General features: G+C 37.8%; 14 protein-coding genes, 2 tRNA genes and 2 rRNA genes. 13 read left to right on the top strand and 5 right to left on the bottom strand.

The annotated features are described in order from the left end of the window. The first annotated feature begins 147 nt into the window (after positions 1–147). The 5 genes from CLU97_RS21810 (at position 148) to polA (ending at position 8218) form a co-directional block, all read left to right on the top strand. Entirely contained in the window at positions 148–2646 is a 2499-nt protein-coding gene (locus CLU97_RS21810) for an ATP-dependent Clp protease ATP-binding subunit (RefSeq protein ID WP_121489975.1), read from the top strand. A gap of 55 nt (positions 2647–2701) precedes the next feature. Further along, complete coding sequence (locus tag CLU97_RS21805) at positions 2702–3565, top strand: lytic transglycosylase domain-containing protein (protein WP_121489974.1); 864 nt, start codon at positions 2702–2704, stop codon at positions 3563–3565. A gap of 351 nt (positions 3566–3916) precedes the next feature. Further along, positions 3917–4330 (top strand): type VI secretion system tube protein TssD, encoded by a 414-nt coding sequence (tssD, locus tag CLU97_RS21800; RefSeq protein WP_105704352.1) that lies wholly within the window; start codon positions 3917–3919, stop codon positions 4328–4330. Positions 4331–4730: 400 nt separating this feature from the next. After that, positions 4731–5144, top strand: coding sequence for a type VI secretion system tube protein TssD (gene tssD, locus CLU97_RS21795; protein ID WP_105704352.1), 414 nt, complete (start codon positions 4731–4733; stop codon positions 5142–5144). A 239-nt stretch (positions 5145–5383) separates the two neighbouring features. Further along, positions 5384–8218, top strand: a complete 2835-nt coding sequence (polA, locus tag CLU97_RS21790) for a DNA polymerase I (RefSeq protein WP_121489973.1) — start codon at positions 5384–5386, stop codon at positions 8216–8218. A 78-nt stretch (positions 8219–8296) separates the two neighbouring features. On the opposite strand, the gene CLU97_RS21785 is transcribed toward polA, so the two are convergent. The 3 genes from CLU97_RS21785 to CLU97_RS21775 form a co-directional block, all read right to left on the bottom strand. Then, positions 8297–9007: a hypothetical protein gene (locus CLU97_RS21785; RefSeq protein ID WP_121489972.1), complete on the bottom strand. Its 711-nt coding sequence runs from the start codon at positions 9005–9007 to the stop codon at positions 8297–8299. Positions 9008–9592: 585 nt separating this feature from the next. Next, the gene (locus CLU97_RS21780; protein ID WP_121489971.1) at positions 9593–9991 is read right to left on the bottom strand and encodes an immunity 22 family protein; all 399 of its coding nucleotides are present in this window, start codon (positions 9989–9991) and stop codon (positions 9593–9595) included. An 11-nt stretch (positions 9992–10002) separates the two neighbouring features. Beyond that, positions 10003–10560 carry a YdeI/OmpD-associated family protein gene (locus CLU97_RS21775; RefSeq protein ID WP_121490106.1) on the bottom strand — a complete coding sequence of 186 codons (558 nt, stop codon included), beginning with the start codon at positions 10558–10560 and terminating at the stop codon, positions 10003–10005. Positions 10561–10707: 147 nt separating this feature from the next. Here CLU97_RS21775 and CLU97_RS21770 point away from each other — a divergent pair, with 147 nt between their 5' ends. Beyond that, entirely contained in the window at positions 10708–11355 is a 648-nt protein-coding gene (locus tag CLU97_RS21770; RefSeq protein ID WP_121489970.1) for an MgtC/SapB family protein, read from the top strand. Between the two features lie 41 nt (positions 11356–11396). Here CLU97_RS21770 and CLU97_RS21765 read toward each other — a convergent pair whose 3' ends face one another. Beyond that, positions 11397–11885, bottom strand: a complete 489-nt coding sequence (locus CLU97_RS21765) for a copper resistance protein NlpE (RefSeq protein WP_228437904.1) — start codon at positions 11883–11885, stop codon at positions 11397–11399. Positions 11886–12194: 309 nt separating this feature from the next. On the opposite strand from CLU97_RS21765, the gene CLU97_RS21760 reads away from it, so the two are divergent. The 3 genes from CLU97_RS21760 (at position 12195) to CLU97_RS21750 (ending at position 16480) form a co-directional block, all read left to right on the top strand. Beyond that, positions 12195–14333 carry a S46 family peptidase gene (locus CLU97_RS21760; protein ID WP_121489969.1) on the top strand — a complete coding sequence of 713 codons (2139 nt, stop codon included), beginning with the start codon at positions 12195–12197 and terminating at the stop codon, positions 14331–14333. Positions 14334–14405: 72 nt separating this feature from the next. Then, positions 14406–15407 (top strand): polysaccharide deacetylase family protein, encoded by a 1002-nt coding sequence (locus tag CLU97_RS21755; protein WP_121489968.1) that lies wholly within the window; start codon positions 14406–14408, stop codon positions 15405–15407. Then, positions 15404–16480, top strand: a complete 1077-nt coding sequence (locus tag CLU97_RS21750; protein ID WP_121489967.1) for a GNAT family N-acetyltransferase — start codon at positions 15404–15406, stop codon at positions 16478–16480. Before CLU97_RS21755 ends, CLU97_RS21750 begins: the two co-directional genes overlap by 4 nt. Positions 16481–16606: 126 nt before the next feature. On the opposite strand, the gene CLU97_RS21745 is transcribed toward CLU97_RS21750, so the two are convergent. Next, a complete protein-coding gene (locus CLU97_RS21745; protein WP_121489966.1) occupies positions 16607–19474 on the bottom strand; it encodes a M16 family metallopeptidase in 2868 nt (955 codons plus the stop codon). A gap of 1272 nt (positions 19475–20746) precedes the next feature. On the opposite strand from CLU97_RS21745, the gene CLU97_RS21735 reads away from it, so the two are divergent. The 4 genes from CLU97_RS21735 to CLU97_RS21720 form a co-directional block, all read left to right on the top strand. Beyond that, positions 20747–22263 (top strand): 16S ribosomal RNA (locus CLU97_RS21735). Between the two features lie 286 nt (positions 22264–22549). Then, positions 22550–22623, top strand: a tRNA-Ile gene (locus CLU97_RS21730). Positions 22624–22719: 96 nt separating this feature from the next. Next, positions 22720–22793: transfer RNA gene (locus CLU97_RS21725), tRNA-Ala, on the top strand. Positions 22794–22942: 149 nt separating this feature from the next. Next, positions 22943–23709 (top strand): 23S ribosomal RNA (locus CLU97_RS21720); the annotation flags it as partial.

The following is a 23709-nucleotide window of genomic DNA, read 5'->3' as shown; positions in this document are numbered from 1 at the left end:
TCTCGTTTAGAATAAAATATTTAATTTTAGCTGGACAGAATAAGAAATTTGATTCCCGGAAATACGACGGGATGAAAACAGATCAATACCATCAAATCTGAAGCACATATAACAGAACGCAAATATATTAATATAAGAAAATTATAAATGGGAGTACTAGTAACCAACGAAACCGTAAAGCAACTATTCCATATTGCACAGTCGATAGCGAAGGAAAATTATAATGGAACCTACGGAGGCCCGCACATTCTGCAGGCTCTGATGCATAAAGATATCGGACTTAATGAATTCCTGAAAAGTATAGATAAAGATCCCGGCTATTTCTACGAATGGGCAGATGTCCGCATTGAAGAATATCCAAAAACTAACCATCTTCCAGATGAAGTAGGGCAGGATGACGCCATAGATACTTTAATTGAAGAAGCTGATGATATCCGTTTAAAATTAGGATTGGATGAGATTACACCTATCTGTATTCTTACAGCCATTGTAAAACCACAGGTTGTATTCTCGCTTCAGCAGTTGAAGTCACTTCCGTTGAGAGAACATGAAATTTTCAACCTGTACAGAAAAGATACGCCATTTACTGTTTCTGAAGATGGTGATTTTTCATCCTTATTTTCAAATAACGGCTCAGATTATTCAGACAGCTCATTTCCTTCCATCAAAAGCTATTGTGTAGACAGAACAGCACAGGCAAGAAAAGGAGACATTGAAAATATTATTGGTAGAGATAAAGAACTCAGAATGCTGGTTGAAATTCTTTGCCGAAGAAGCAAACCCAATGTTATCATCATCGGAGAACCCGGAGTTGGAAAAACAGCTTTGGTAGAAGGTTTTGCAACAGAAATTATGAAAGGAAATGTTCCTGAAATGCTTAAAAACGGTACCCTTTTAGAACTGGACACCGGGGCACTTTTAGCAGGAACTTCTTACAAAGGTGAAATTGAAGACCGCCTGAAAAAAGTAATCAATGAATGCAAGAAAATTGAAAAAGCCATTCTTTTCATTGACGAAATTCACACCCTTTTAGACCCGAAAGGAAGCATCGGAAACGTTGCCAACCTTCTGAAACCAGAGCTGGCCAGAGGTGAAATTACCGTAATAGGAGCTACCACTCAGGAAGAATACAGAAAAATTATAGAGCCGGAACAGGCTTTCAACCGTCGTTTTGAAGTTTTGACTGTCCTTGAACCGGATGAAAAAACCTGCGTGAAAATGATTGATGTACTTCTTGAAGGCTATAAAAAACACCATGGTATCGAAGTTGAAAAAACTGCTCTTCCGGAATGTGTACGTTTAGCAAAAAGATATGCAAAAGGTAAAAAGTTGCCGGACGCAGCTATTGATCTATTAGACAGAACAATGGCGGCCATCAAAATGCTGGATGAGTTATCAGAAAAAGAATTGGACAGCTGGAAAGAAAGCTACGATGCTATCTTAACTGAAGAATATGCAGACAGTAAAGATAAAGCAGATGAGCTGATCTGGACCTACAACCTGTTAAGAGATAAAATAAGCCCAATTTTATGGGGTTCATTGAGTGAGCAGCCTGCAATTGACAATTCTATGCCGGTAGATCAGATTCAAAAAATTATTGAAGATACCTACGCAGAGCTTTTACAACATGCTGCAAAGAAAAGAGAAAAAGTAGACAGACTTGAATTGGCTGCTGTAATGGCAGCTAAAACCAATATCCCAATCGGGAAAATCCAGGCTCAGGAAAAAGAAAAACTCCTTAATATGGAATCTCTTCTATTAAACAGGGTAGTAGGCCAGGATCATGCGCTAAAAATCCTTTCCGATGCTATTGTTGAAAACCGAAGCGGATTGAATAAACCAGGCCAGCCAATTGGATCTTTTTTCCTTCTGGGACCTACCGGAACTGGTAAAACAGAGCTGGCAAAATCAATGGCAGAATTACTTTTCAATGATGAAAAGGCAATGGTACGCTTTGATATGTCAGAATTTAAAGAAGAACATTCTGCAGCATTGCTATACGGAGCACCTCCGGGATATGTAGGATATGAAGAAGGGGGTATGTTGGTGAATAAAATCAGACAGCAGCCTTATACCGTAGTTTTATTTGACGAAATTGAAAAAGCCCATCACTCAGTTTTTGATGTATTCCTTCAGATTATGGACGAAGGAAAAGTGCATGATAAACTTGGGAAAGAAGGAGATTTCAGTAACGCATTGATCCTGTTTACCTCCAACATCGGAAGTGAAGAAATTGTAAAACAGTTTGAAGAAGGCAAAATTCCGGAATCATCTTCATTGATGCAGATTATGTCGAATTCAGGACGGTTCAGACCTGAATTCTTAGCGAGAATTACAGAAATTATTCCTTTTGCACCAATCACGGAATCCATTGCAGAAAGAATCTTTAATATTCAGCTGAAATCACTTCATACTTCACTGACTAGATTAGGAATTACCTTGAAAATCAGTGATGATGCCGTAAGAAGCCTTGCATTAGGCGGATTCAGCAGTAAGTATGGAGCAAGACAGATCTCAGGAGTAATCCGTGCACAGCTTGCCAGACCTATCTCCAAAATGATTGTTAGAGAAGAAGTAAAATCCGGCCAGACCATTTATGTAGACTGGAACAAAGAAGAAGATAAAATTAGCTGGAAAGTAGAATGATAAAGCAGAAAGGCAGATCTGTAAATTTGTCTTTTTGCCCATAAATAAAACTAAAATGAAAACAATTGTCAGAAATATCTTTACAGGTTTTCTATTATTAGGATCCGTTATCTTGATAAACGGACAGTTTCTTGCCGCCTCCGACACTTCGGAAAGCAGTGTGAAAAAATACAAAGGAATCATTAATGCCAATAAAGATCTTGTAGAGTTTATAGAACAGCTGCTGCTACAGAAAGGGCTTCCCAAACATTTGAGAAACCTGGCGCTCATAGAATCTCATTTTGACAGAAATATCACCTCCGGAGCCGGCGCAGTTGGAGTCTGGCAGTTTATGACGGCACATGCCAACCAGTATGGACTTACGGAACAGGGACGAACCGATCTTTATAAAAGCACAAAAACAGCTGCTATTTCTTTAAGTAACCTGTATAAAAAATATAATAACTGGGTAACAGTAGTAGCTGCTTATAACTGTGGTGAAGGAAATATTGCCAAAGCAATGGAAGCTGCAGGCTCCTCCCAATACCATGAGTTTTATAAATACCTTCCGGCAGAAACCATTAATCATGTGAAGAAATACCTGAATGCATGCTATGCGACAGGAGAACTTCAGAGTGTATTGAATAACTATAATTCATCCAGAATCAATAAAGTTTTCTTTGAAGGAGACAGAAAGACAACTCAGGCAGCTCTCTCCGAAACGGAGATCAATGCCGGTTTCAGCTTAAAAGTTGTAGCAGATGAACTGAATATAGACGTAGATAAAATCCTGGCTTGGAATCCCGGAATTGTAGAAGAACTGCAGAGAAAAGGAGAAAGCTCCTTCTATCTCCCGGTTGATCTGATGCCTGATTTTTTACTTAGAAAGAATAAAATATTGGTTCGCTCCATAAAAGAAGGATCCAATACACAACAGTAAGTTTGTCTCAAATTAAAATAATAATGGCAGTCAGTTTTTTAACTGGTTGCTTTTTTTATGAACATCTGCTCTGTTAAATCATCTTAATTTTATACTAAAGAAATCTTAATATTTCTCGTTTAAGTGGAAAATTACTGTTTTTATTATTCTTTTCCATTAAGCTAAAATCCTCTATTAATAATGTTTTGAATGAATTTGTTAAATCCATTGTCGTAGAATTACTACAAGAAATCGTAGAATTACTACAATTTTTCAGATTTCCTTTTAAAAGCTTTTTTTAGCGAAAAAGAGCCTCTATCTTTGCTATACAATCACCGAATCACAAAATATTAACGATCAAAATTTACAATCATGGCAGAAAGAAATTCAAGAGGAATCTTAAAATTCAACAATGGTGAAGGACAGAAGCTGTTAAAAATGAACTACAGCGTATCAAGATCTACAGACGTTTCAGGACGTGTAGCATCAGATCCTTCTAACGCATTAATCAAAGTAACAGTAGAAGCTACAGAAAAGTCAGACATTCTTGAAAGCTTGTTAAATGGAAAATACAAACCGACTGTAGGAGAAATCACATTCAACAAATCCCACGAAGAAGGAACACTGATCACTTTGAAATGGGAGAACGGATATGTGATCCAGCATGAAGTAGACTTCGATGCTATTGACAGCAACAGTATGCTGATCAGCTTCGTAGTAAGTGCTGAAACCATTGACTACGGTACTTCTCAGTTCGCTGGACTATGGCCTTCAGCAGGTAAATAAGCCTATTCATCATCTTAGTAAAAATAAAATTGGTACAGAACAGTACACCCATCCGGGTATACTGTTCTGTTTTTTTATGTTATCTCAGCCTGTGCAATTGAAATGTGAAAAATCAGCGGTTTTTTACTTTCTTTATGATACTTTTTAAATATTTTATTTCCCTTTTTTGTGTAATAAATGGTTGGTTTTTATAAATTTACATTTGTGTTTAAAATATTTATTTATAGAATGTTATGTTTTGTTTTAAATCTTTTGTCGTAGAATTACGACATGAAATCGTAGAACTACTACACTTTTTCAGATTTCCTTTCAAAAGCTTTTTTTTCAAAATCAAGGGGGTTATCTTTGTTATATAATTATTGAATTACAATTTATTACTAACGATTAAAAATTTACAATCATGGCAGAAAGAAATTCAAGAGGAATCTTAAAATTCAACAACGGTGAAGGACAGAAACTGTTAAAAATGAACTACAGCGTATCAAGATCTACAGACGTTTCAGGACGTGTAGCATCAGATCCTTCTAACGCATTAATCAAGGTTACAGTAGAAGCTACTGAAAAATCAGACATCCTTGAAAGCTTATTAAACGGTAAATATAAGCCGACAGTAGGAGAAATCACGTTCAACAAATCTCACGAAGAAGGAACATTGATCACTTTGAAATGGGAAAACGGATATGTGATCCAGCACGAAGTAGACTTCGATGCTATTGACAGCAACAGTATGCTGATCAGTTTCGTAGTAAGTGCAGAAACTATCGACTACGGTACTTCTCAGTTTGCCGGACTATGGCCTTCAGCAGGTAAATAATCCCATAAACTTAAATAAAAAAGAAACAGTATGCCTTTTGGTATGCTGTTTTGCTTTTATAAAGGAATAATAATCAACAAAGAAACAGAGAACCATCGAAATAAAATAGAATTAATCAATTTTCCAAACCACTACCATTAAAAAACATTCTCCTTATCCCGCAACCCCGCACTCCGAAACCCTTCCCCAAACTACCAACTTTTACTCCTATTTTCATATATTTGTTCATTATTCAAAATATGGACGCAACAAAAGATAAAAGGCTGTTTCTCATCGATGCCTATGCGATGATTTTCAGAGGATACTACGCATTAATCAGGAATCCAAGACTTACCAGCAAAGGCCTGGATACTTCTGCCATCTTTGGTTTTACCAACTCTTTAATCGAATTAATCAGAAGAGAGAAACCTACCCATCTGGCAGTAGTTTTTGATGTAGGGCAGGCGAGTGTAAGAACTGATGATTATTCAGACTACAAAGCCAACAGAAGTGAGACTCCTGAAGCGATCAAAATTGCGGTTCCATACATTCACAAAATTCTGGAAGCAATGCATATTCCACGCCTTGGAGTAGAAGGATATGAAGCGGATGATGTTATTGGGACTATAGCATGCAAAGCAGAGAAGGAAGGTTATACCACTTTCATGGTAACTCCGGATAAAGATTTTGCACAGCTGGTTACTGATAAAATCAAAATTTATAAGCCAGGGCTAAAAGGCGGTGATATTGAAATTCTTGGAGTAGAAGAAGTAAAAGCAAAATACGAGATTGAAGATCCTAAGCAGGTGATAGATTTCCTTGCTATGATGGGAGATGCAGTGGATAATATTCCGGGACTGGAAGGGGTAGGAGAGAAAACTGCCATGAAATTCCTGAAAGAATTCGGGAACATCGAAACTTTATTGGCCAATACAGATAAGCTGAAAGGTAAACTGAAGGAAAAAGTAGAAGCTTCCGCAGAACGTGGTATTTTGTCTAAAAAATTAGCAACCATTATCTGTGATGCTCCTGTAGAATTCCATCAGGAACAATATGATCTTGAGACTCCGGATTTTGAAAAGGTAAAAGAAGTTTTTGATGAAATAGAATTCAGAAGACTTTACGAAAACCTTTACAGAGCTTTTGCTCCTGCAGCCACCGAAACAGTAGTGGTAAGCGAGGTAGAAGTGACACAGACTCCGTCAGGAACAGAAGTAAAAGGACAGGTTATGCAGCTTGATCTTTTTGCCAACTTTGAAGAATTGGAACAGGCTACTTCTACAAAATCCACCATTGAGAATAATGATCATCTTTATCAGTATATCGATAATCCAAAAGCTCAGAAAAAACTGGTAGATAACCTGCTGCTGCAAAAAGTTGTTTGTTTTGATACAGAAACAACCTCATTAAACGAACTGGAAGCAGAGTTAGTAGGGATGAGTTTCTCTTATAAAAAAGGACTTGCTTATTATATTCCTCTTTCTGAAAAAAGAGAAGAAGTGTTGCAGACCTTGGAGATTTTCAGACCGTTTTTCGAAAAAGAAGATCTGCTGAAAATTGCACATAATCTTAAATATGATTATAAAGTTTTAAAGCAATACGACATCACCGTAAAAGGTGCCATGTTTGATACTATGATTGCCCACTACCTGCTGAATCCGGACGGAAGACACGGGATGGACTATCTTTCAGAAGTGTACCTGAACTACAAGCCGGTATCTATTGAAACTATTATTGGGAAGAAAGGTAAAAAACAGGGCAGTTTCAGAGATGCTGATATAAGAACACAGACAGATTATGCGGCGGAAGATGCAGATATCACTTTCCAGTTGTATGAGCTTTTCGCACCACAGCTGAAAAAAGAAAATCTAGAAGAACTTTTCTTTAATATTGAAATGCCTTTGATGGAAGTTCTTGCAAAAATGGAATTGGCAGGGATTTCTCTGGATGAAAAATGGCTGGCACAGGAAAGCGTTGACCTTGAGAATGATCTGAAGCAGCTGGAAACGAAGATTTTTGAGCTTTCAGAAGAAGAATTCAACATGAATTCACCTAAACAGCTGGGAGAGATTCTGTTTGAAAAATTACAGCTGGATCCAAAAGCTAAGAAAACAAAAACAGGACAGTATGCAACCTCGGAAGATGTTCTTCAGAAACTATCATCAAAACATGAGATCATCAAGCATATTCTGGAATACAGAACCTATCAGAAATTAAAATCAACCTATGTAGACGCTTTGCCTTCACAGATTGAGAAAAAAGATAACAGGGTACATACCAACTTCTCACAGACCACAGCTGCTACAGGCCGTTTGGCGAGTGTAAACCCGAACCTGCAGAATATCCCGATCCGAACAGTGAGAGGGCAGCAGATTCGTGGAGCCTTTGTTTCAGGAGAAGGAAAGAAGATTATTTCTGCCGATTATTCACAGATCGAACTTCGTTTGATTGCTGAAATTTCAGGAGAAGATAACATGATCAAAGCTTTCCAGGATGGTGAAGATATCCACGCTTCCACAGCGGCTAAACTCTTTAAAATTCCTTTGGATGAGGTTTCCAAAACCCAGAGAAGTCAGGCTAAGACCGTAAACTTCGGGATTATCTACGGACAGGGAGCTTTTGCTTTGGCAGAACAAACCGGATTGTCCCGTACAGAAGCCAAACAAATGATCGAAGCGTATTTCGAAACCTATCCGAAATTAAAGGAATATATGGCAGAACAGGTGAGTAAAGCTCGTCAGTTAGGCTATGTAGAAACTATTTTAGGTAGAAAGCGTCATTTGAAAGATATCAATTCCAATAATTTCGTAGTAAGAGGTCATGCAGAAAGAAACGCTGTGAATGCGCCCGTTCAGGGAAGTGCCGCAGATGTTGTAAAGCTTGCCATGATCAAAATAGACAGAGAGCTTGAAGAACAACAGCTTAAAACAAAAATGCTGCTTCAGGTACATGACGAATTGATATTCGAATCTCCGGTAGATGAGATTGAATCCGCTTCAAAACTGATCAAAACCGAAATGGAGAATGCCTTAAAGACACAGGTTCCTCTATTGGTAGAAATTGGAGTAGGAGATAACTGGTTAGAGGCACATTAATCAATACGATTTATTCTTAACAATAAAAAAACTTCCGTCTTTAGGCGGAAGTTTTTTTTTATTAGGGTCATGAGATCTTTATTTTTTTTCTGCAGAATCATAAGCACTGCTTACAACATCATCCAGTGAAACATGTTCAAATAAATATCTCTCTCTTTTTACCTGAGCTTTTTGTGTTGTTGATGGCATTTCCTCTTCCATTGTATTGATGCTCTCCAGTGTAATTTTACCTTTCATTGGCTCGTAATAGAGTGCAGAATGAGAACCGGCTCCCATATTATAAGTTTCAATATAAGTAAGAATCAGGTGATTATCAATATATTTAAATTTACTGAATTGATTGCCGTTGGGCCCGATATCGTAGAGATTGATATTCAATGTTCCCTTATTAATACTGATATCTTCAGTTTCGTGCATTTTATAACCTGATCCATTATACTCTTCAGGAAAAACGGTTTCAGAACTTTTAAATAAACGGTACGTTTGATCAGGATTTTTTAAAAGAATAATCGTCTTTCTCTGGGCTAAAGTGTCCTCTTTTTCTCTTAAAACGAGAGCTTTATCTTCAAGACCATCCTGATTGAGATCGCCTTCAGCTTCATATTGAATTTCATACTGATTTGAAACAAAATCTGAAATGTGTTTTCCAGCTGTTGATGATTCTTTTACAAGTTGTGTTGAATCTTTTTTTATAGTGGGTGAAGAACTTTTTGGTGCATCTGCTTTGGTTTTATCGCAAGAATAAACGATTAAAGAAGACAAAATTAAAATAGAAATGATTTTTTTCAATGGTTGTTGTTTTTAAGCTGCAAATCTAGCTTTTATTTTCTGATAATGTAAAAGCAAAACACACAAACATCCCAGAAAAATAACCGGAAAAAAAGAAAGCGATATAGTATATTGAATCTCTGTATTGAAGTCATAAGTGCTCCATGAGGACTCTCTGTCTACAAATAGCGAGTAATTCCAAAATAACCAGACGAAGATCAGCAGAAAAAATTCAAGACTAACTTTGACCAATATCTTTTTAAAGGAAAAAGAGGAAATACAGCACTCAGAAAAATACCGGTGATCAATGACATCAATAATGCATCTTCAACAAACCGACATTCCAGGCAACCACTTGACATACGGTCTGAAAATGTTCCCATTGACCAGTAAAATTGTACAAATGTAACTGCGGAAATAAGAACTGTACCAATGGACAGACTTTTCAGAAATGAGTAGAGCCGATGAGGTTTGGATTGTTTGACAATGAGATTTCTCTCCATGATATAGTTTACAGATTAAATGATCACTTTCTATGTCATTTCAGAATCTTTGATCAATAACAGATGACTACATTGCTGAAACCACCTGTTATTAATGACATTATTAAATATCATATTCTATTTCACCCACATAATGCAGCGAAAAATCATCATTTTCCACAGAAATAGGATTGGGAATCACAAATCTTGTTGCGAAAATGATAGCATTCACAGGAGTGTCTAAACTTAATTCATTCAGTTTTCTTTCCAGGATCGGAAGCCATTGGTCAGCATAAGAATATTCTGCAAACTTGTCATAAAGGCTAAGACTTTCATCCTCGAAGCCATATTCTATAAAATCATCATCAAACCATTTGATGTTCTGAGATTCGGCAAACTTGGAAACATACTGATCATCAGTTTCTTCCTCTATATAATAATTTTCATCTTCTTCTATGAAACTGTAAAAATCTTCTTCATTTTTGAAATATCCTAACCAGAAATGTGAAATTTCTTTATCCATAATACTATTTTTTATTCTAATCTTTTTGATTGTTTACTTATATCAATGACTTTTTCAAGCCGGGAAAGTCTTGTCTTTTCCTGTTTGGCACTTGTGATCCAGTGGATAATAACCTTTTTGTATGACGGAGCCTGACTTTCAAAAAAATCCCAGGCAGCCGGATGATCCATAAACTGTTCCTGATAAATCCTATCAAGTGAAACATCCGCTTTTTCATGAGAATAAATCCCGGATTTGTCCTCTTTTCTAAGATCGAATGCTTTTTGCCCCGCAGAAGTCATTAGCCCTGCTTTGGTAAGCTGTTCAACCTTTTTTATATTAATATTGCTCCAGATACTGGATGATTTTCTTGGCGTGAAGCGTATAGAATAGCTTTCATGATCTATTGACTTTCTTACACCGTCTATCCAGCCAAAGCACAAAGCCTGATCTACAGATTCAGACCAGGTCATAGAAGGTTTTCCACTGCCGGTTTTGTAGAACCCTGTCAGGAGTTCTCTCTCATCTTCGTGGTGCTTCTCCAGCCATTCTCTGAATTTTTCTTTTGTTGAAAAAAATGTAGGTTCCATAACTCCTGTACTTGCCTTTTCCATTGAATCTGTAATATTACGAAAGTTTTCAGTCAAATAAAATCTTATTGCCCTAAACAAAGTTAAGGGATCGCATTACAGATGATTTTTTTGTTGTAATTTTATTCTACGCTTAAATTTTAAAAAATGGATTTTCTTCAGGACCATTACGCTGTTAAAAACGAATTATTGCTTATTCTTATCTCCGTTATTTTAGGATTGTTCATTGGTGCTGAACGAGAATACCGCAATAAATCTGCCGGACTTAGAACCTTTATTCTGGTGTGTTTCGGGGCCTGTCTGTTTACCATACTTTCCATCAAAATAGGTGTAGCCAATCCGGATCGTCTGGCAGCCAATATTATTACCGGAATCGGATTTCTGGGAGCTGGTGTTATTTTTAAAGGAGATAATAAAATTGAAGGAATTACCACTGCAACTACCATTTGGGCTACAGCTTCCATAGGAATGGCAGTAGGCTCAGGATATGTTTATATTGCCATGCTGGGAACTGCTTTGGTGTTGATTATTTTGAGCGCCTTAACCTATTTGCAGAATTTTATTGACAATTATAATAAAATCAGAGAATACAGAATAGCAGTCAACAGCTCAGGAGATATTCAATATTGTGAAAATATATTTAAAGAAAACCATTTGGCTTATCTCATGATCAGACAACAGTATTCACAGGAAGGTTTTACGGTTATCTGGAGAATTACAGGGAAAAACAGCCATCATGAAGGATTAACCAGGCGTTTGGTAGATGATCCTAAGATTAAGGCGTATCAGTTTTAATAGTGTAGTAGACAAAAAAATAAAGGCCGAAGCCTTTATTTTTATTTTTTCTTGAATACATAAAGATCCTTGTTCGGTCCATCAATTTCTTTTCCTTCCATATCCAGCTGTATCAGCATATTTTCCCCCACTTTGTATTTGTAGTTGGCAGATTTTCCTTTTAAAGTAATCATGCTTCCCGTAGCATCCCACGCAAAAGTTCCTTTATCCTGATTTTTTGAATTTCTGTCAAGATATTCTTCACTAATGCTGAATGTTTTGTCATTGTTCAAGGTTAAAGAAGTCTTGATTCCCGGGCAGTCAGCACAAGGAACTGTCGCTTCATAAGTTCCTGCCCAGTCCAATGCATTTTCAGAGGTATCACCAGCTGCTGTCGGCGTTGCTTTAGTGATGCTGTCTGTAGAGGCAGGTTGCACAGCTGTAGCAGAATCTGTTGTGGCAGCCGTAGTTTCGGCAGTTTCTTTTTTAGTACATGAAGCCAGGAATAGAGCGGATATCATTCCCAACATGAGCATTTTGCTTTTCATCATAATAATTTATTTAAGGATGTTTTTTTAATAATAATGTGATTTCCAAGGAACAAAAATTAAGCCAGAGGAGAGGGGAAAGGATGAGGAAATAGTGAATGGTCAATAGTCAATTCGCTTCACTTGTCAATTTTTAATGAATTTATGATCAGCAGGGAGTTTCGTCTAATCATAAACATTCACCATTCACTTGCGAAGCAAAATTCACTATTGACTGTCCGTCTTTTCAAAAATGACCTCATAATAACTTTTCCAGCCGTTTTATGAAGCCTATTCCTATTTTTCTTTGTAAATTGGGGCAAAATTTTGATTATGACAAAAAAGATACTTTTATCTGTATTTCTTTTGCCTGCTGCAATGGCATTTGCACAACAATATGGCGGAATGTGGATCCCTACAGAGCTGAATGAAAAGGAAATGAAGGATTTGGGAATGAAGATCTCTGCAAAGGATATTTTCAACCCTCAGAAACCAAGCATTAAAGATGCGGTAGTACAGTTTAATGGCGGATGTACTGCAGAAATTATTTCGCCTAAAGGATTGCTTTTAACAAACCACCATTGTGGTTTCAGCCAGATTCAGGCGCATTCTACCGTTCAGAATGATCTTCTTTCTAACGGTTTTTGGGCAAAAAATACAGCAGGGGAACTTGTTAACCCGGGATTAAAAGTAGATTTTATTGTAGATATAAAAGAAGCTACTGATCAGATTTTAGAAGGTACAGACAATCTTACGGAACCTGAGCTTACTAAAAGGATCAACAACAATATTGAGGTGTACAAAAACGCTCAGAAAATTGAACCTTACCAGTCGATCATGGTAAAGCCTATGTATTATGGAAATAAATACTATGCTTACACCATCGAAACATATAAAGATATCCGTCTTGTAGGAGCTCCGCCTCAAAGCATAGGGAAATTCGGTAGTGATACAGATAACTGGGTTTGGCCCAGACATACCGGAGATTTCTCTATGTTCAGAATCTATGCAGACAAGAACAACAAACCTGCAGAATATTCAAAAGACAATGTACCTTACGTTCCAAAACACTATTTACCGGTTTCTATAAAAGATAAAAATGAAAACGATTTTACTTTTGTATTCGGATTCCCGGGAAAAACTACGGAATATCTTCCTGCAGTTGGTGTAGAGAAGATCATGAAGGATATTGACCCTGCAAGAATTGCGGTACGTGATGTGGCTTTGAAAACATTAGACGAAAAAATGCGTGTTGATAATGAAACTCGTATTAAATATGCTTCAAAATATGCTTCTGTAGCCAATTATTGGAAAAAATGGATCGGTGAAGTGGAAGGATTGAAAAAATCCAATGCGGTAGAAAAGAAAGTAATGTATGAAGGTTCTTTGGTCGCTAAAAATCCTGAGATCAAAACTACTTTGGATCAGCTGAATAAATTGTACAATGATCAGGCTCCTTATGCATTAAACAATGCTTACTACACGGAAGTAGTGAAAAATGCAGAAACATTAAAGCTTGCCGGAGATTATTATGATTTCGTAGCTTCTGTAGAAGCCGGAAGAATGGATGAAAAAGAACTTTCCAAGTTAAAAACAAAATTAACTTCTTTCTATAAAGATTACAGCGCAGAGCTTGATGCTAAAGTAACGGCGAAACTATTGGCTTTATACACTAATAAAACAGCGCCACAGTTTTTACCAGCCGGATTCATTAAATATAAAGATGAAAATGCCAATATTCCTGTCATTGAAGATATGTCTAAAAACTCTATTATCACAGGAAGAGCTGCTGTAAACGGAGGAGCATTAACTACAGATATTGACAAAGCATTTTCTAATCAGGATAAATTAATCAAGACTTTAAAGAAAGACCCGATTTACCAATTATATGTTTCCATGAGAGAAACGTATATGAAAACTGCAGATCCGCAATACACTTCAATGCAGGCAAAAATAGATGCCTTACAGAAGAAGTTTATGGCGCAGCAGATGCAGACGGATAAAGACAGAAAATTCTTCCCGGATGCGAACTCAACACTTCGTGTAACGTATGGTAAAGTAAAAGGTTCTACGCCTAGAGATGCCGTTTCTTACGGATACCAGACTCACCTTGCTGGTGTGATGGAAAAATATGTTCCGGGAGATTATGAATTCGATGTTCCAAAGAAGCTGATTGATCTTTATAACAAAAAAGATTTCGGAATCTATAAAGATAAAACAGGAGACGTTCCTGTAGGATTCACTGCTACCAACCACACTACAGGAGGAAATTCAGGAAGCCCGGCACTTGATGCGAACGGAAACCTTGTGGGATTAAATTTCGACAGACAGTGGGAGGGAACAATGAGTGATATCAACTATGATCCGCGTTTCAGCAGAAATATCATGGTAGACACGAAATACATCCTTTTCATCATCGAGAAGTTCGCAGACTCCAAGTGGCTTGTTGATGAAATGAAGATTATAAAATAATTTTTAAAAGTTATACCTTTAAGAATCTATTTGAACTGAGTTTTGAATAGATTCTTTTTTATTTAAATCAAGATGAAAGAAAGGATCATTAATGTTTTGGCAGCTTTTGAATCTGAAAATATCGGGAAATCTTTTCCGCTGGATTACTGTCTGCCCCTTTATCACAGTGTTTCAGATAAAGAACTTTCCCATATAAAACACGTGATCCGTTATAAAACGACAAAACAGTTTGAAAACGATCTGGATCATTTGTCAAAGAATTTTCAGTTTGTAGACTGGCAGGAGTTTAAAGCATTTACCGCCCGAAATTTTAAACCTAAGAAAAAGATTGCTTTACTCACTTTTGATGATGGTTTCAGGGAATTTTATGATGTTGTGGCACCCATTTTGGAACGAAAAGGAATTTATGCCTGCAATTTTGTAAATCCGGCTTTTATAGATAATAAAGATATGATGTTCAGATGCAAAGCAAGCCTTCTTGTTGGTGCTGTTGAGAAAAACAAAACTATAGATCCGGAAGTTTATCGTATATTTTCTCTTGACAATCATGTGGAAAAAGGTATTTTACAGAAGAAAATTTTATCAGTCAATTATCAGGGAAGAGATATTTTGGATCAGCTTGCGGAAAAACTTGAGATAGATTTTCAGGCGTATGCAAAAGAACATCAACCTTATTTAAGTACAGAAGAATTAAAAGAGCTCACCCGAAAAGGTTTCGGAATTTCTTCACACAGCTGGGATCATCCAAAATATGGAGACTTATCTTTGAAAGAACAGATGGAAACTACAGACAAGACTTTTGCTTATTTAAAGAAAAATGGTTTCCTGTACGAAAGTTTTGCCTTTCCGTTTACAGATTTTGAAGTGAAGAAAGATTTTTTTGATGAACTTTTTAAAAATGAAGAAATCTATTGCAGTTTCGGATGCGCAGGAATAAAGCTGGACAGTGTGAAAAAAAATTTCCAGAGGATTCCAATGGAAATGGGAGAGAGCGGAGCACAGATCCTGAAAAAAGAAATCGCTTATTTCAGACTGAAAAACCTGATCAATAAAAATACGATTATAAGAGAATGATAACGCTGAAAACGTTTAACAGAAAAGAACTGGAAGATTTTATATACTCCGGAACTTTCCAGCAATATGATTTTCTCCCGATTACAAAGCACCGGGCTTTATCCCACCTGAAAAATCCTAAGGCAGCAGATGGAGACACACTTCTTATTCTTGCTTTTTATGAAGAAAAGCTGATAGGTTACGTAGGATGTTTCCCAGACCGTTTTGTTGTTGCCGGTAAAGAAATCCGTTACGCATGGCTGAGTACTTTATATGTAAATCCCGAATATAGAAAGAAAAGACCGGCAAAAGCTCTGTTGAAAAAGGCTTTTGAAGAATACGAAGGCAGAATTGCCATTACGGAATTCACCAAAGAAGCGGAAGCGCTCTACAATATTATGGGGGTTTTTGAATATGTCTTTCCTAAGGAAGGGAAGAGGTATTATTTCAAAACCGATGCAGCTAAGATTATTCCTGAAAAAAAGCCAGGAGTAAAACCTTTGAAACCTCTGTTTAAGACGTTGGATGCCGCTGCCAATTTATTCATCTCAATCAAGAATCTACCTGTCAGGAAACCGGATTTCAAATATGAAATTATTGATCGTATAGATAAAGAAAGTGCTGATTTCATCAATGCGTTTCCAGGAGTACGCAACGCAGACGAAATCAATACTTTTATAGATCATTCATGGGTTTTGGAAGGAAAGAAAGATGAGAGATATCTTTTTTCAAGTTTTGCAGATACTTTTACCTATTTCTGGATCAAGATTTTTGATCATAATAATAAGCTTAAAGCTTGTCTACTGTTACAGCTTCGTGACGGGTATCTTAAAGTTCCTTATCTTTTTTCGACTGCTGATTTAAATGAAGCCGTTCAGTTTTTAAATTATTTCATTGTTTCGAATAAAATAAAAGCATTTACAAGCTATCAAACTAAGCTTAATGAAGTGATACAACAATCGAAAGCATTTTCTCCTGTCTACAAGCGGGATTTCCACAGAGAATATCTCTTTCATAAAAACCTGTTGGAACTTCTTCCGAAAAATTTTAACCCCAATTACCAGGATGGAGATGGGGATTGTATGATGACGTAAAGTAATAATGAATGATAAATTATGAATTATAAGTTATGAGTTATGAGTTATGGAATCATCATTCGTCAATTATCATTTATAAAAAAAACAAACCGCCCGATAGAGATATCAGGCGGTTTGTTTTTTTTAATGTCCAAAGATATCTTTCAGACTTACTTCTTTAAATGTTCCCATCTTATTGACAGCGTCCATATCAAGGTTTTCTTTTTTACCGATAATGGCTGTGTTGAAATGTACAGATTTGATTCTTGTCTTATAAAACTCTGTCAAATCTTCAAATGTAAGATCCTGGATCTGCTCATAGATATCTTTTCTGAAATCATGATAGATATTGAGCTTTTTCAAATCTAATGTGTTGAAAAATATATTTTCACGGGTGACTCTTGTAGATACAATTTGTTTAAGGGATGCATTTCTTGCATTTTCAAACTGAATAGGTACTTTAGGAAGTTCTTCCATCAGCTCGTTCAATGTGTCAACAGCAATCATAAGCTTGTCTGGCTGTGTTCCGATATAAGTAGTAACATAATCAGGATGCTTAATTTCCGAATTGGCTGCATATGAAACATAAGCAGTATAAGCAAGACTTTTGCTCTCTCGCATTTCCTGGAAAACAATGGCAGATAATCCTCTTCCGAAATATTCGTTGAATACATTTACTTTACCGAAATATTGTGGATTCACCTCACTTCCTTTTCCTATTTTGCTCATTTCTACCTGAACCATATCATAATTAACAAAATAAACATTCCCTCCTGTATCAGGCTCAGGATATTGTTTGGCTTCAGGGATCAAAACGCTCTCTGTTTCAATATACTTATCAACATAACCATTGAAATTTTCAAAATCTTTACCATAAAAGAAGATTTGATAAGGAGATTTAAAAAGATTTGTTATTCTATTGGTAAATGTTTCAGCAGTACTGCTTTCGAGCTCTTCTTTAGAAATGATATCTGTAAAACGGGAAAAGGTACCCAATTTTGTATAATTAGTAAGGGCAGTCATAATACGGTTTTTATCCTTTTTAATGGCTTGACGGTTTTCTATGACACTTTTTACAAATTGATTGTAGATATCCTGGTCCGGTTTTACATCTGCCATCCAGTGCTGAAGCAACGCTATTCCTTTTTCTATATTTTCTTCCAGTCCGCTTAAGGTAATGGTGAGTTGATCATGCAATGTTTTGAAATCATTGGTGATCCCGATTTTGAAGAATTCCTTTTTTAAATCTTCAGGCGAAAACTGATCGGTTCCCAAATACTGCAGAAATTGAGTTGAAATAGCCAAATCTCTGTCATTGTCACTTCCAAAAGGGAAAATAAAATGTACCTGGGCGATATCGTTATATTTATTTTTAACAAAGCTCAGTTTCTTTCCTTTTATGTCAGCAGTAGTAATTTCTTTATGATAGTCAATGAATACAGGTTGTATATCCTCCGTTTTATCCGCTAAAATTTCCGTTAAAAACTCAGACTGGCTGTCACGGTTTATTTTAATAGGTGTAATTCCTGGGTTTTCCACTCTGATTAGCCTGTCATTAACGCCTTTTTCCTTATCAACGATAACATAGTTTTCTTTGAAAAAATCATTGGCAAAGTTCACAATGTCTTCCTTTGTAAAGGAAGCATATTCATCCATTTCGTTCAGCTCCTGTTCCCAGGTTCTTCCTTTTATATACGTGTCATAAAGATTGGTGGCCAGCCCCTCCGTTGTTTCCAGAGCTTTCATCCTTTGAAGTTTGAAATCATTAATGATGGCGGGTAGCATCCAGTCCGGGAAATCTCCTTTTTTGATCAATTCAACTTCTTCCAGTACAATATTCTTGGCCTCTTCCAGTGTTTGAGTTTCTTTTGGAACGGCGACGATGGAGAAATATCCATATTGCTTCAGTCCTACAGAAAAAGCCTGTGCCCAAAGCATTTTTTGAGTCTGATTGATGTGAAGATCCAGTAATCCGGCTTCTCCTCTGTTGCTGAGAATATTGGCTGTAATATCCGCCAGCATGGCTTCACAGGTTCCATAGTTATCTGTTCTCCATGCCAGCTGAGTGCGTGGAGTAGTAGGACTTTGTACTGTTCTTTTTATAATTTTTGTTATCGGCTTTTCAATAACAGGCGATTTTTTAGGAAGTTCCTTATAAGGTAAGGTTCCAAAATAAGTGTCAATTAATTGAATGGTTTTTTCAAAATCAAGATCCCCTACCAATACCAAAGCATAATTATTAGGAACATAATACTCATCAAAATATTTGTGAATAGCCTTCATAGATGGATTTTTCAAATGTTCCGGTTTTCCTAATGTCGTTTGTTGCCCATTGGGATGAGTAGGAAAGAGGGCGTCCATTAATTCATAATTAACAAGCCTTGAATCATTATCCTGCGCCCTGTTGAACTCCTCATATACAGATTCCAGCTCAGTATGAAAAAGACGAAGGACAATTTCAGAGAATCTTTCCTTTTCAATCTTCAGCCATTTCTCAAGCTCATTATTTGGAATATTATTTTTGTAAACTGTTTCATCAAACCAGGTATGAGCATTCGTTCCACTGGCTCCCAGAGAAGAAATAGATTTATCATATTCATTGGCGATGGCATATTGACTGGCTTCCTGAGAAACTTCGTCTATCTTTTTATAAATCTCTTTTTTCTTTTCAGGATCCTGTTCTGCCTTGTGTTTTTCATACAGTTCAGAAATCTGATCAAGAAATACCTTTTCTTTTTCCCAGTTTTGGGTTCCTATCTTAGATGTGCCTTTAAACATCATATGTTCTAGGTAATGAGCCAATCCTGTATTATCAGACGGGTCATTATTGCTTCCCGTTCTTACCGGAATAAAAGTCTGTATCCTTGGAGAAATAAAATTTTGGGCAAGAAAAACCTTTAATCCATTTTTCAAGGTATAGATTCTGACTTTATTTTCGTCGTGGGTTACCGTAATATATTCGTAATTGTTTTTATCAGTATGAACCGTTTCCTTATATTTTCTTTCTGTCATATAAAACTCATTTCATTCCTTAGAATCCGGAATGTCTTACAAATGTAAGCAATCAAAAAAGGATGATGCAGGTTTTTAGAGCAATTGCATCTATTCTTATAGTTGAAAACTTAAATCACGAAAAGAAAAACCACTGTTAGGCATAGATTAAGATCAATTACTCTGGATTACTTTTATATATTATAATATACCCTTTGTCACTCATTACGCTCTCCAACTCTCGAACATTTTCAGGAGCTTTATCCTGCTATCCATTCATACTCCTCGCGCCTGCGCTTTGCCACGCTCAATCCTTCGGGCTCTCCAATGCAAGCTGTGGGGTAACCATTTCTATCAGGGCTAGGGGAGGATCAATTATAAATTATGAATGATAAATGAAATGATGAATGATGAGTGATGATGATATTGAGTTTTCAGGTTATTATTATCAATATTATCTCATTGGCTTATTCTTTATATTCCTGACGATTTTCTGTTCCCACCAAAAATTATCACTGCTTTATATATATTAGCTGTATCATGATCTGTGTAAATCTGTGTAATCCGTGGTTATTAAAAATATTCACCCCAACTTATCCTTTCTATATAAAAGCTATAAAATGGAAGTTTTCTAGAAAGATGTCTACTATTATATATTATATATTATATATAGGTATACCTTCCATTACCCATTACCCATTACCCATGAAAATCCCCTCCCACGCTCAGACTCTCCCGCTCTCCCACCCACCTTCCCCTGTATTCCAAACAAATGTTTAAAATTTTTCTCTCTGCGTTCCAGGGTCTTAGGGCTAAATATTACGGGAAGGTGAAATTTATGTTAAATAAAGTTGCTTGGTGTGTGGTAAGTTTCTATCTTTGCCCCACTGAAAAACGAAAGAGATTCGGTAGCGCAGAAGAGCTTTTAGATAAGCAAAAACAGTATTACTTCAAAAAGAAGCAGACGAAAAAAACTTGAAAATTTTTCAAAAAAAAGTTGTCAGTTAAAAAAGAGTTTGTATCTTTGCAGTCCCAATTAGAGGGAGCGCAGGAGTGAAGGGATTGAGGTTATGAGAGGGATTAAGGTTACTAAAAAAACTTTAAAATTTTCTTTCAAAACATTTGGTCATTACGAAATAAAGTTTTACTTTTGCACTCGCAAATACGGAGCGACACTGACAGAGAGATTGCTTCGTTACAAAGCGGAAGAAGAAAAGATCATTGACATACAATATAACAACCAAGTAAGGAAAAACTAAAGCGTTAAAAACTTTGAGTGAGTCAGACAAACATACAATGGAGAGTTTGATCCTGGCTCAGGATGAACGCTAGCGGGAGGCCTAACACATGCAAGCCGAGCGGTAGAGTTTCTTCGGAAACTTGAGAGCGGCGTACGGGTGCGGAACACGTGTGCAACCTGCCTTTATCAGGGGGATAGCCTTTCGAAAGGAAGATTAATACCCCATAATATTTAGAATGGCATCATTTTAAATTGAAAACTCCGGTGGATAGAGATGGGCACGCGCAAGATTAGATAGTTGGTGAGGTAACGGCTCACCAAGTCTGCGATCTTTAGGGGGCCTGAGAGGGTGATCCCCCACACTGGTACTGAGACACGGACCAGACTCCTACGGGAGGCAGCAGTGAGGAATATTGGACAATGGGTGCGAGCCTGATCCAGCCATCCCGCGTGAAGGACGACGGCCCTATGGGTTGTAAACTTCTTTTGTATAGGGATAAACCTACCCTCGTGAGGGTAGCTGAAGGTACTATACGAATAAGCACCGGCTAACTCCGTGCCAGCAGCCGCGGTAATACGGAGGGTGCAAGCGTTATCCGGATTTATTGGGTTTAAAGGGTTCGTAGGCGGATCTGTAAGTCAGTGGTGAAATCTCACAGCTTAACTGTGAAACTGCCATTGATACTGCAGGTCTTGAGTGTTGTTGAAGTAGCTGGAATAAGTAGTGTAGCGGTGAAATGCATAGATATTACTTAGAACACCAATTGCGAAGGCAGGTTACTAAGCAACAACTGACGCTGATGGACGAAAGCGTGGGGAGCGAACAGGATTAGATACCCTGGTAGTCCACGCCGTAAACGATGCTAACTCGTTTTTGGATTTTCGGATTCAGAGACTAAGCGAAAGTGATAAGTTAGCCACCTGGGGAGTACGTTCGCAAGAATGAAACTCAAAGGAATTGACGGGGGCCCGCACAAGCGGTGGATTATGTGGTTTAATTCGATGATACGCGAGGAACCTTACCAAGGCTTAAATGGGAAATGACAGGTTTAGAAATAGACTTTTCTTCGGACATTTTTCAAGGTGCTGCATGGTTGTCGTCAGCTCGTGCCGTGAGGTGTTAGGTTAAGTCCTGCAACGAGCGCAACCCCTGTCACTAGTTGCCATCATTAAGTTGGGGACTCTAGTGAGACTGCCTACGCAAGTAGAGAGGAAGGTGGGGATGACGTCAAATCATCACGGCCCTTACGCCTTGGGCCACACACGTAATACAATGGCCGGTACAGAGGGCAGCTACACAGCGATGTGATGCAAATCTCGAAAGCCGGTCTCAGTTCGGATTGGAGTCTGCAACTCGACTCTATGAAGCTGGAATCGCTAGTAATCGCGCATCAGCCATGGCGCGGTGAATACGTTCCCGGGCCTTGTACACACCGCCCGTCAAGCCATGGAAGTCTGGGGTACCTGAAGTCGGTGACCGTAACAGGAGCTGCCTAGGGTAAAACAGGTAACTAGGGCTAAGTCGTAACAAGGTAGCCGTACCGGAAGGTGCGGCTGGAACATCTCATTTTAGAGCGTCTTATGACGTTAAACAAAATCAGTACGCAAGTACATATACTTACTTAAAGTATAGCTTTAGTTTTTTGTTTGGTTGGTTTATAAGTAAAAAGGTAAAAGTGAAAAGAGCCAAGTAATTGGATCTTAAAAAATTACTCATTACCCATTACTTATAGATATATAAAAAATAAAACCCACTAGAAATTAGTATAGGGAAGAGATACAAGAGCCCAGAGCCAAGAACCAAGACGAATGAAAGTTTTGTATCTAGCATCTAGGATCTATAAGTCTAAACAGACAGTCTCGTAGCTCAGCTGGTTAGAGCGCTACACTGATAATGTAGAGGTCGGCAGTTCGAGCCTGCCCGAGACTACTAATTGAAAAAGACGGGAAGATAAAAGAGCCAAGAGCCAAGACTACCAAGTAAAAAGTCTTGAATCTAGCATCTTGAATCTCTTAGTCTACTAGCGGGGAATTAGCTCAGCTGGCTAGAGCGCCTGCCTTGCACGCAGGAGGTCAAGGGTTCGACTCCCTTATTCTCCACAGTTTTGGAAGATTGATTTAAAAGTTACGGATGGAGCCAAAAACAACATCTGTTCATCAGTCGGAAAGAAGAATTAAAGATCATTGACATTAACGGTAAAGACATCCAAAGAGAAAACCGAGCGCATAAGCGCTTGAGTAACCAATAGGAAGAAATCGTTAAGGGCGTATGGCGGATGCCTAGGCTTTCAGAGGCGAAGAAGGACGTGGTAAGCTGCGAAAAGCTGCGGGGATTGGCACACACGAATTGATCCGCAGATGTCGAATGGGGCAACCCAATACATTGAAGATGTATTACCTCTTAGGAGGAGCAAACCCGGAGAACTGAAACATCTAAGTACCGGAGGAAAAGAAATCGAAGAGATTCCGTAAGTAGTGGCGAGCGAAAGCGGATTAGCCCAAAAGCTAATATATGTTTAATAGAATGTTCTGGAAAGAACAGCCATAGAGGGTGATAGCCCGTATATGAAAGGCATATTTGAGTGATAAATGAGTAGGGCGGGACACGTGAAATCCTGTCTGAATATGGGGGACCATCCTCCAAGGCTAAATACTCCTGAAAACCGATAGTGAACAAGTACTGTGAAGGAAAGGTGAAAAGCACTTCGAATAGAAGGGTGAAATAGAACCTGAAACCGTACGCCTACAAGCGGTCGGAGCAGCATTAAGCTGTGACGGCGTGCCTTTTGCATAATGAGCCTACGAGTTAATTTTACTAGCGAGGTTAAGGTATTAAGTACCGGAGCCGGAGCGAAAGCGAGTCTGAATAGGGCGCATAGTTAGTAGGATTAGACGCGAAACCTTGTGATCTCCCATGGGCAGGTTGAAGCTCTGGTAACACAGAGTGGAGGACCGAACCGGTTGACGTTGAAAAGTCTTCGGATGACCTGTGGGTAGGGGTGAAAGGCCAATCAAA

The organism is Chryseobacterium sp. 7 (assembly GCF_003663845.1).
Classification (GTDB): domain Bacteria; phylum Bacteroidota; class Bacteroidia; order Flavobacteriales; family Weeksellaceae; genus Chryseobacterium.
This window is presented reverse-complemented; position numbering and strand designations above follow the sequence as displayed.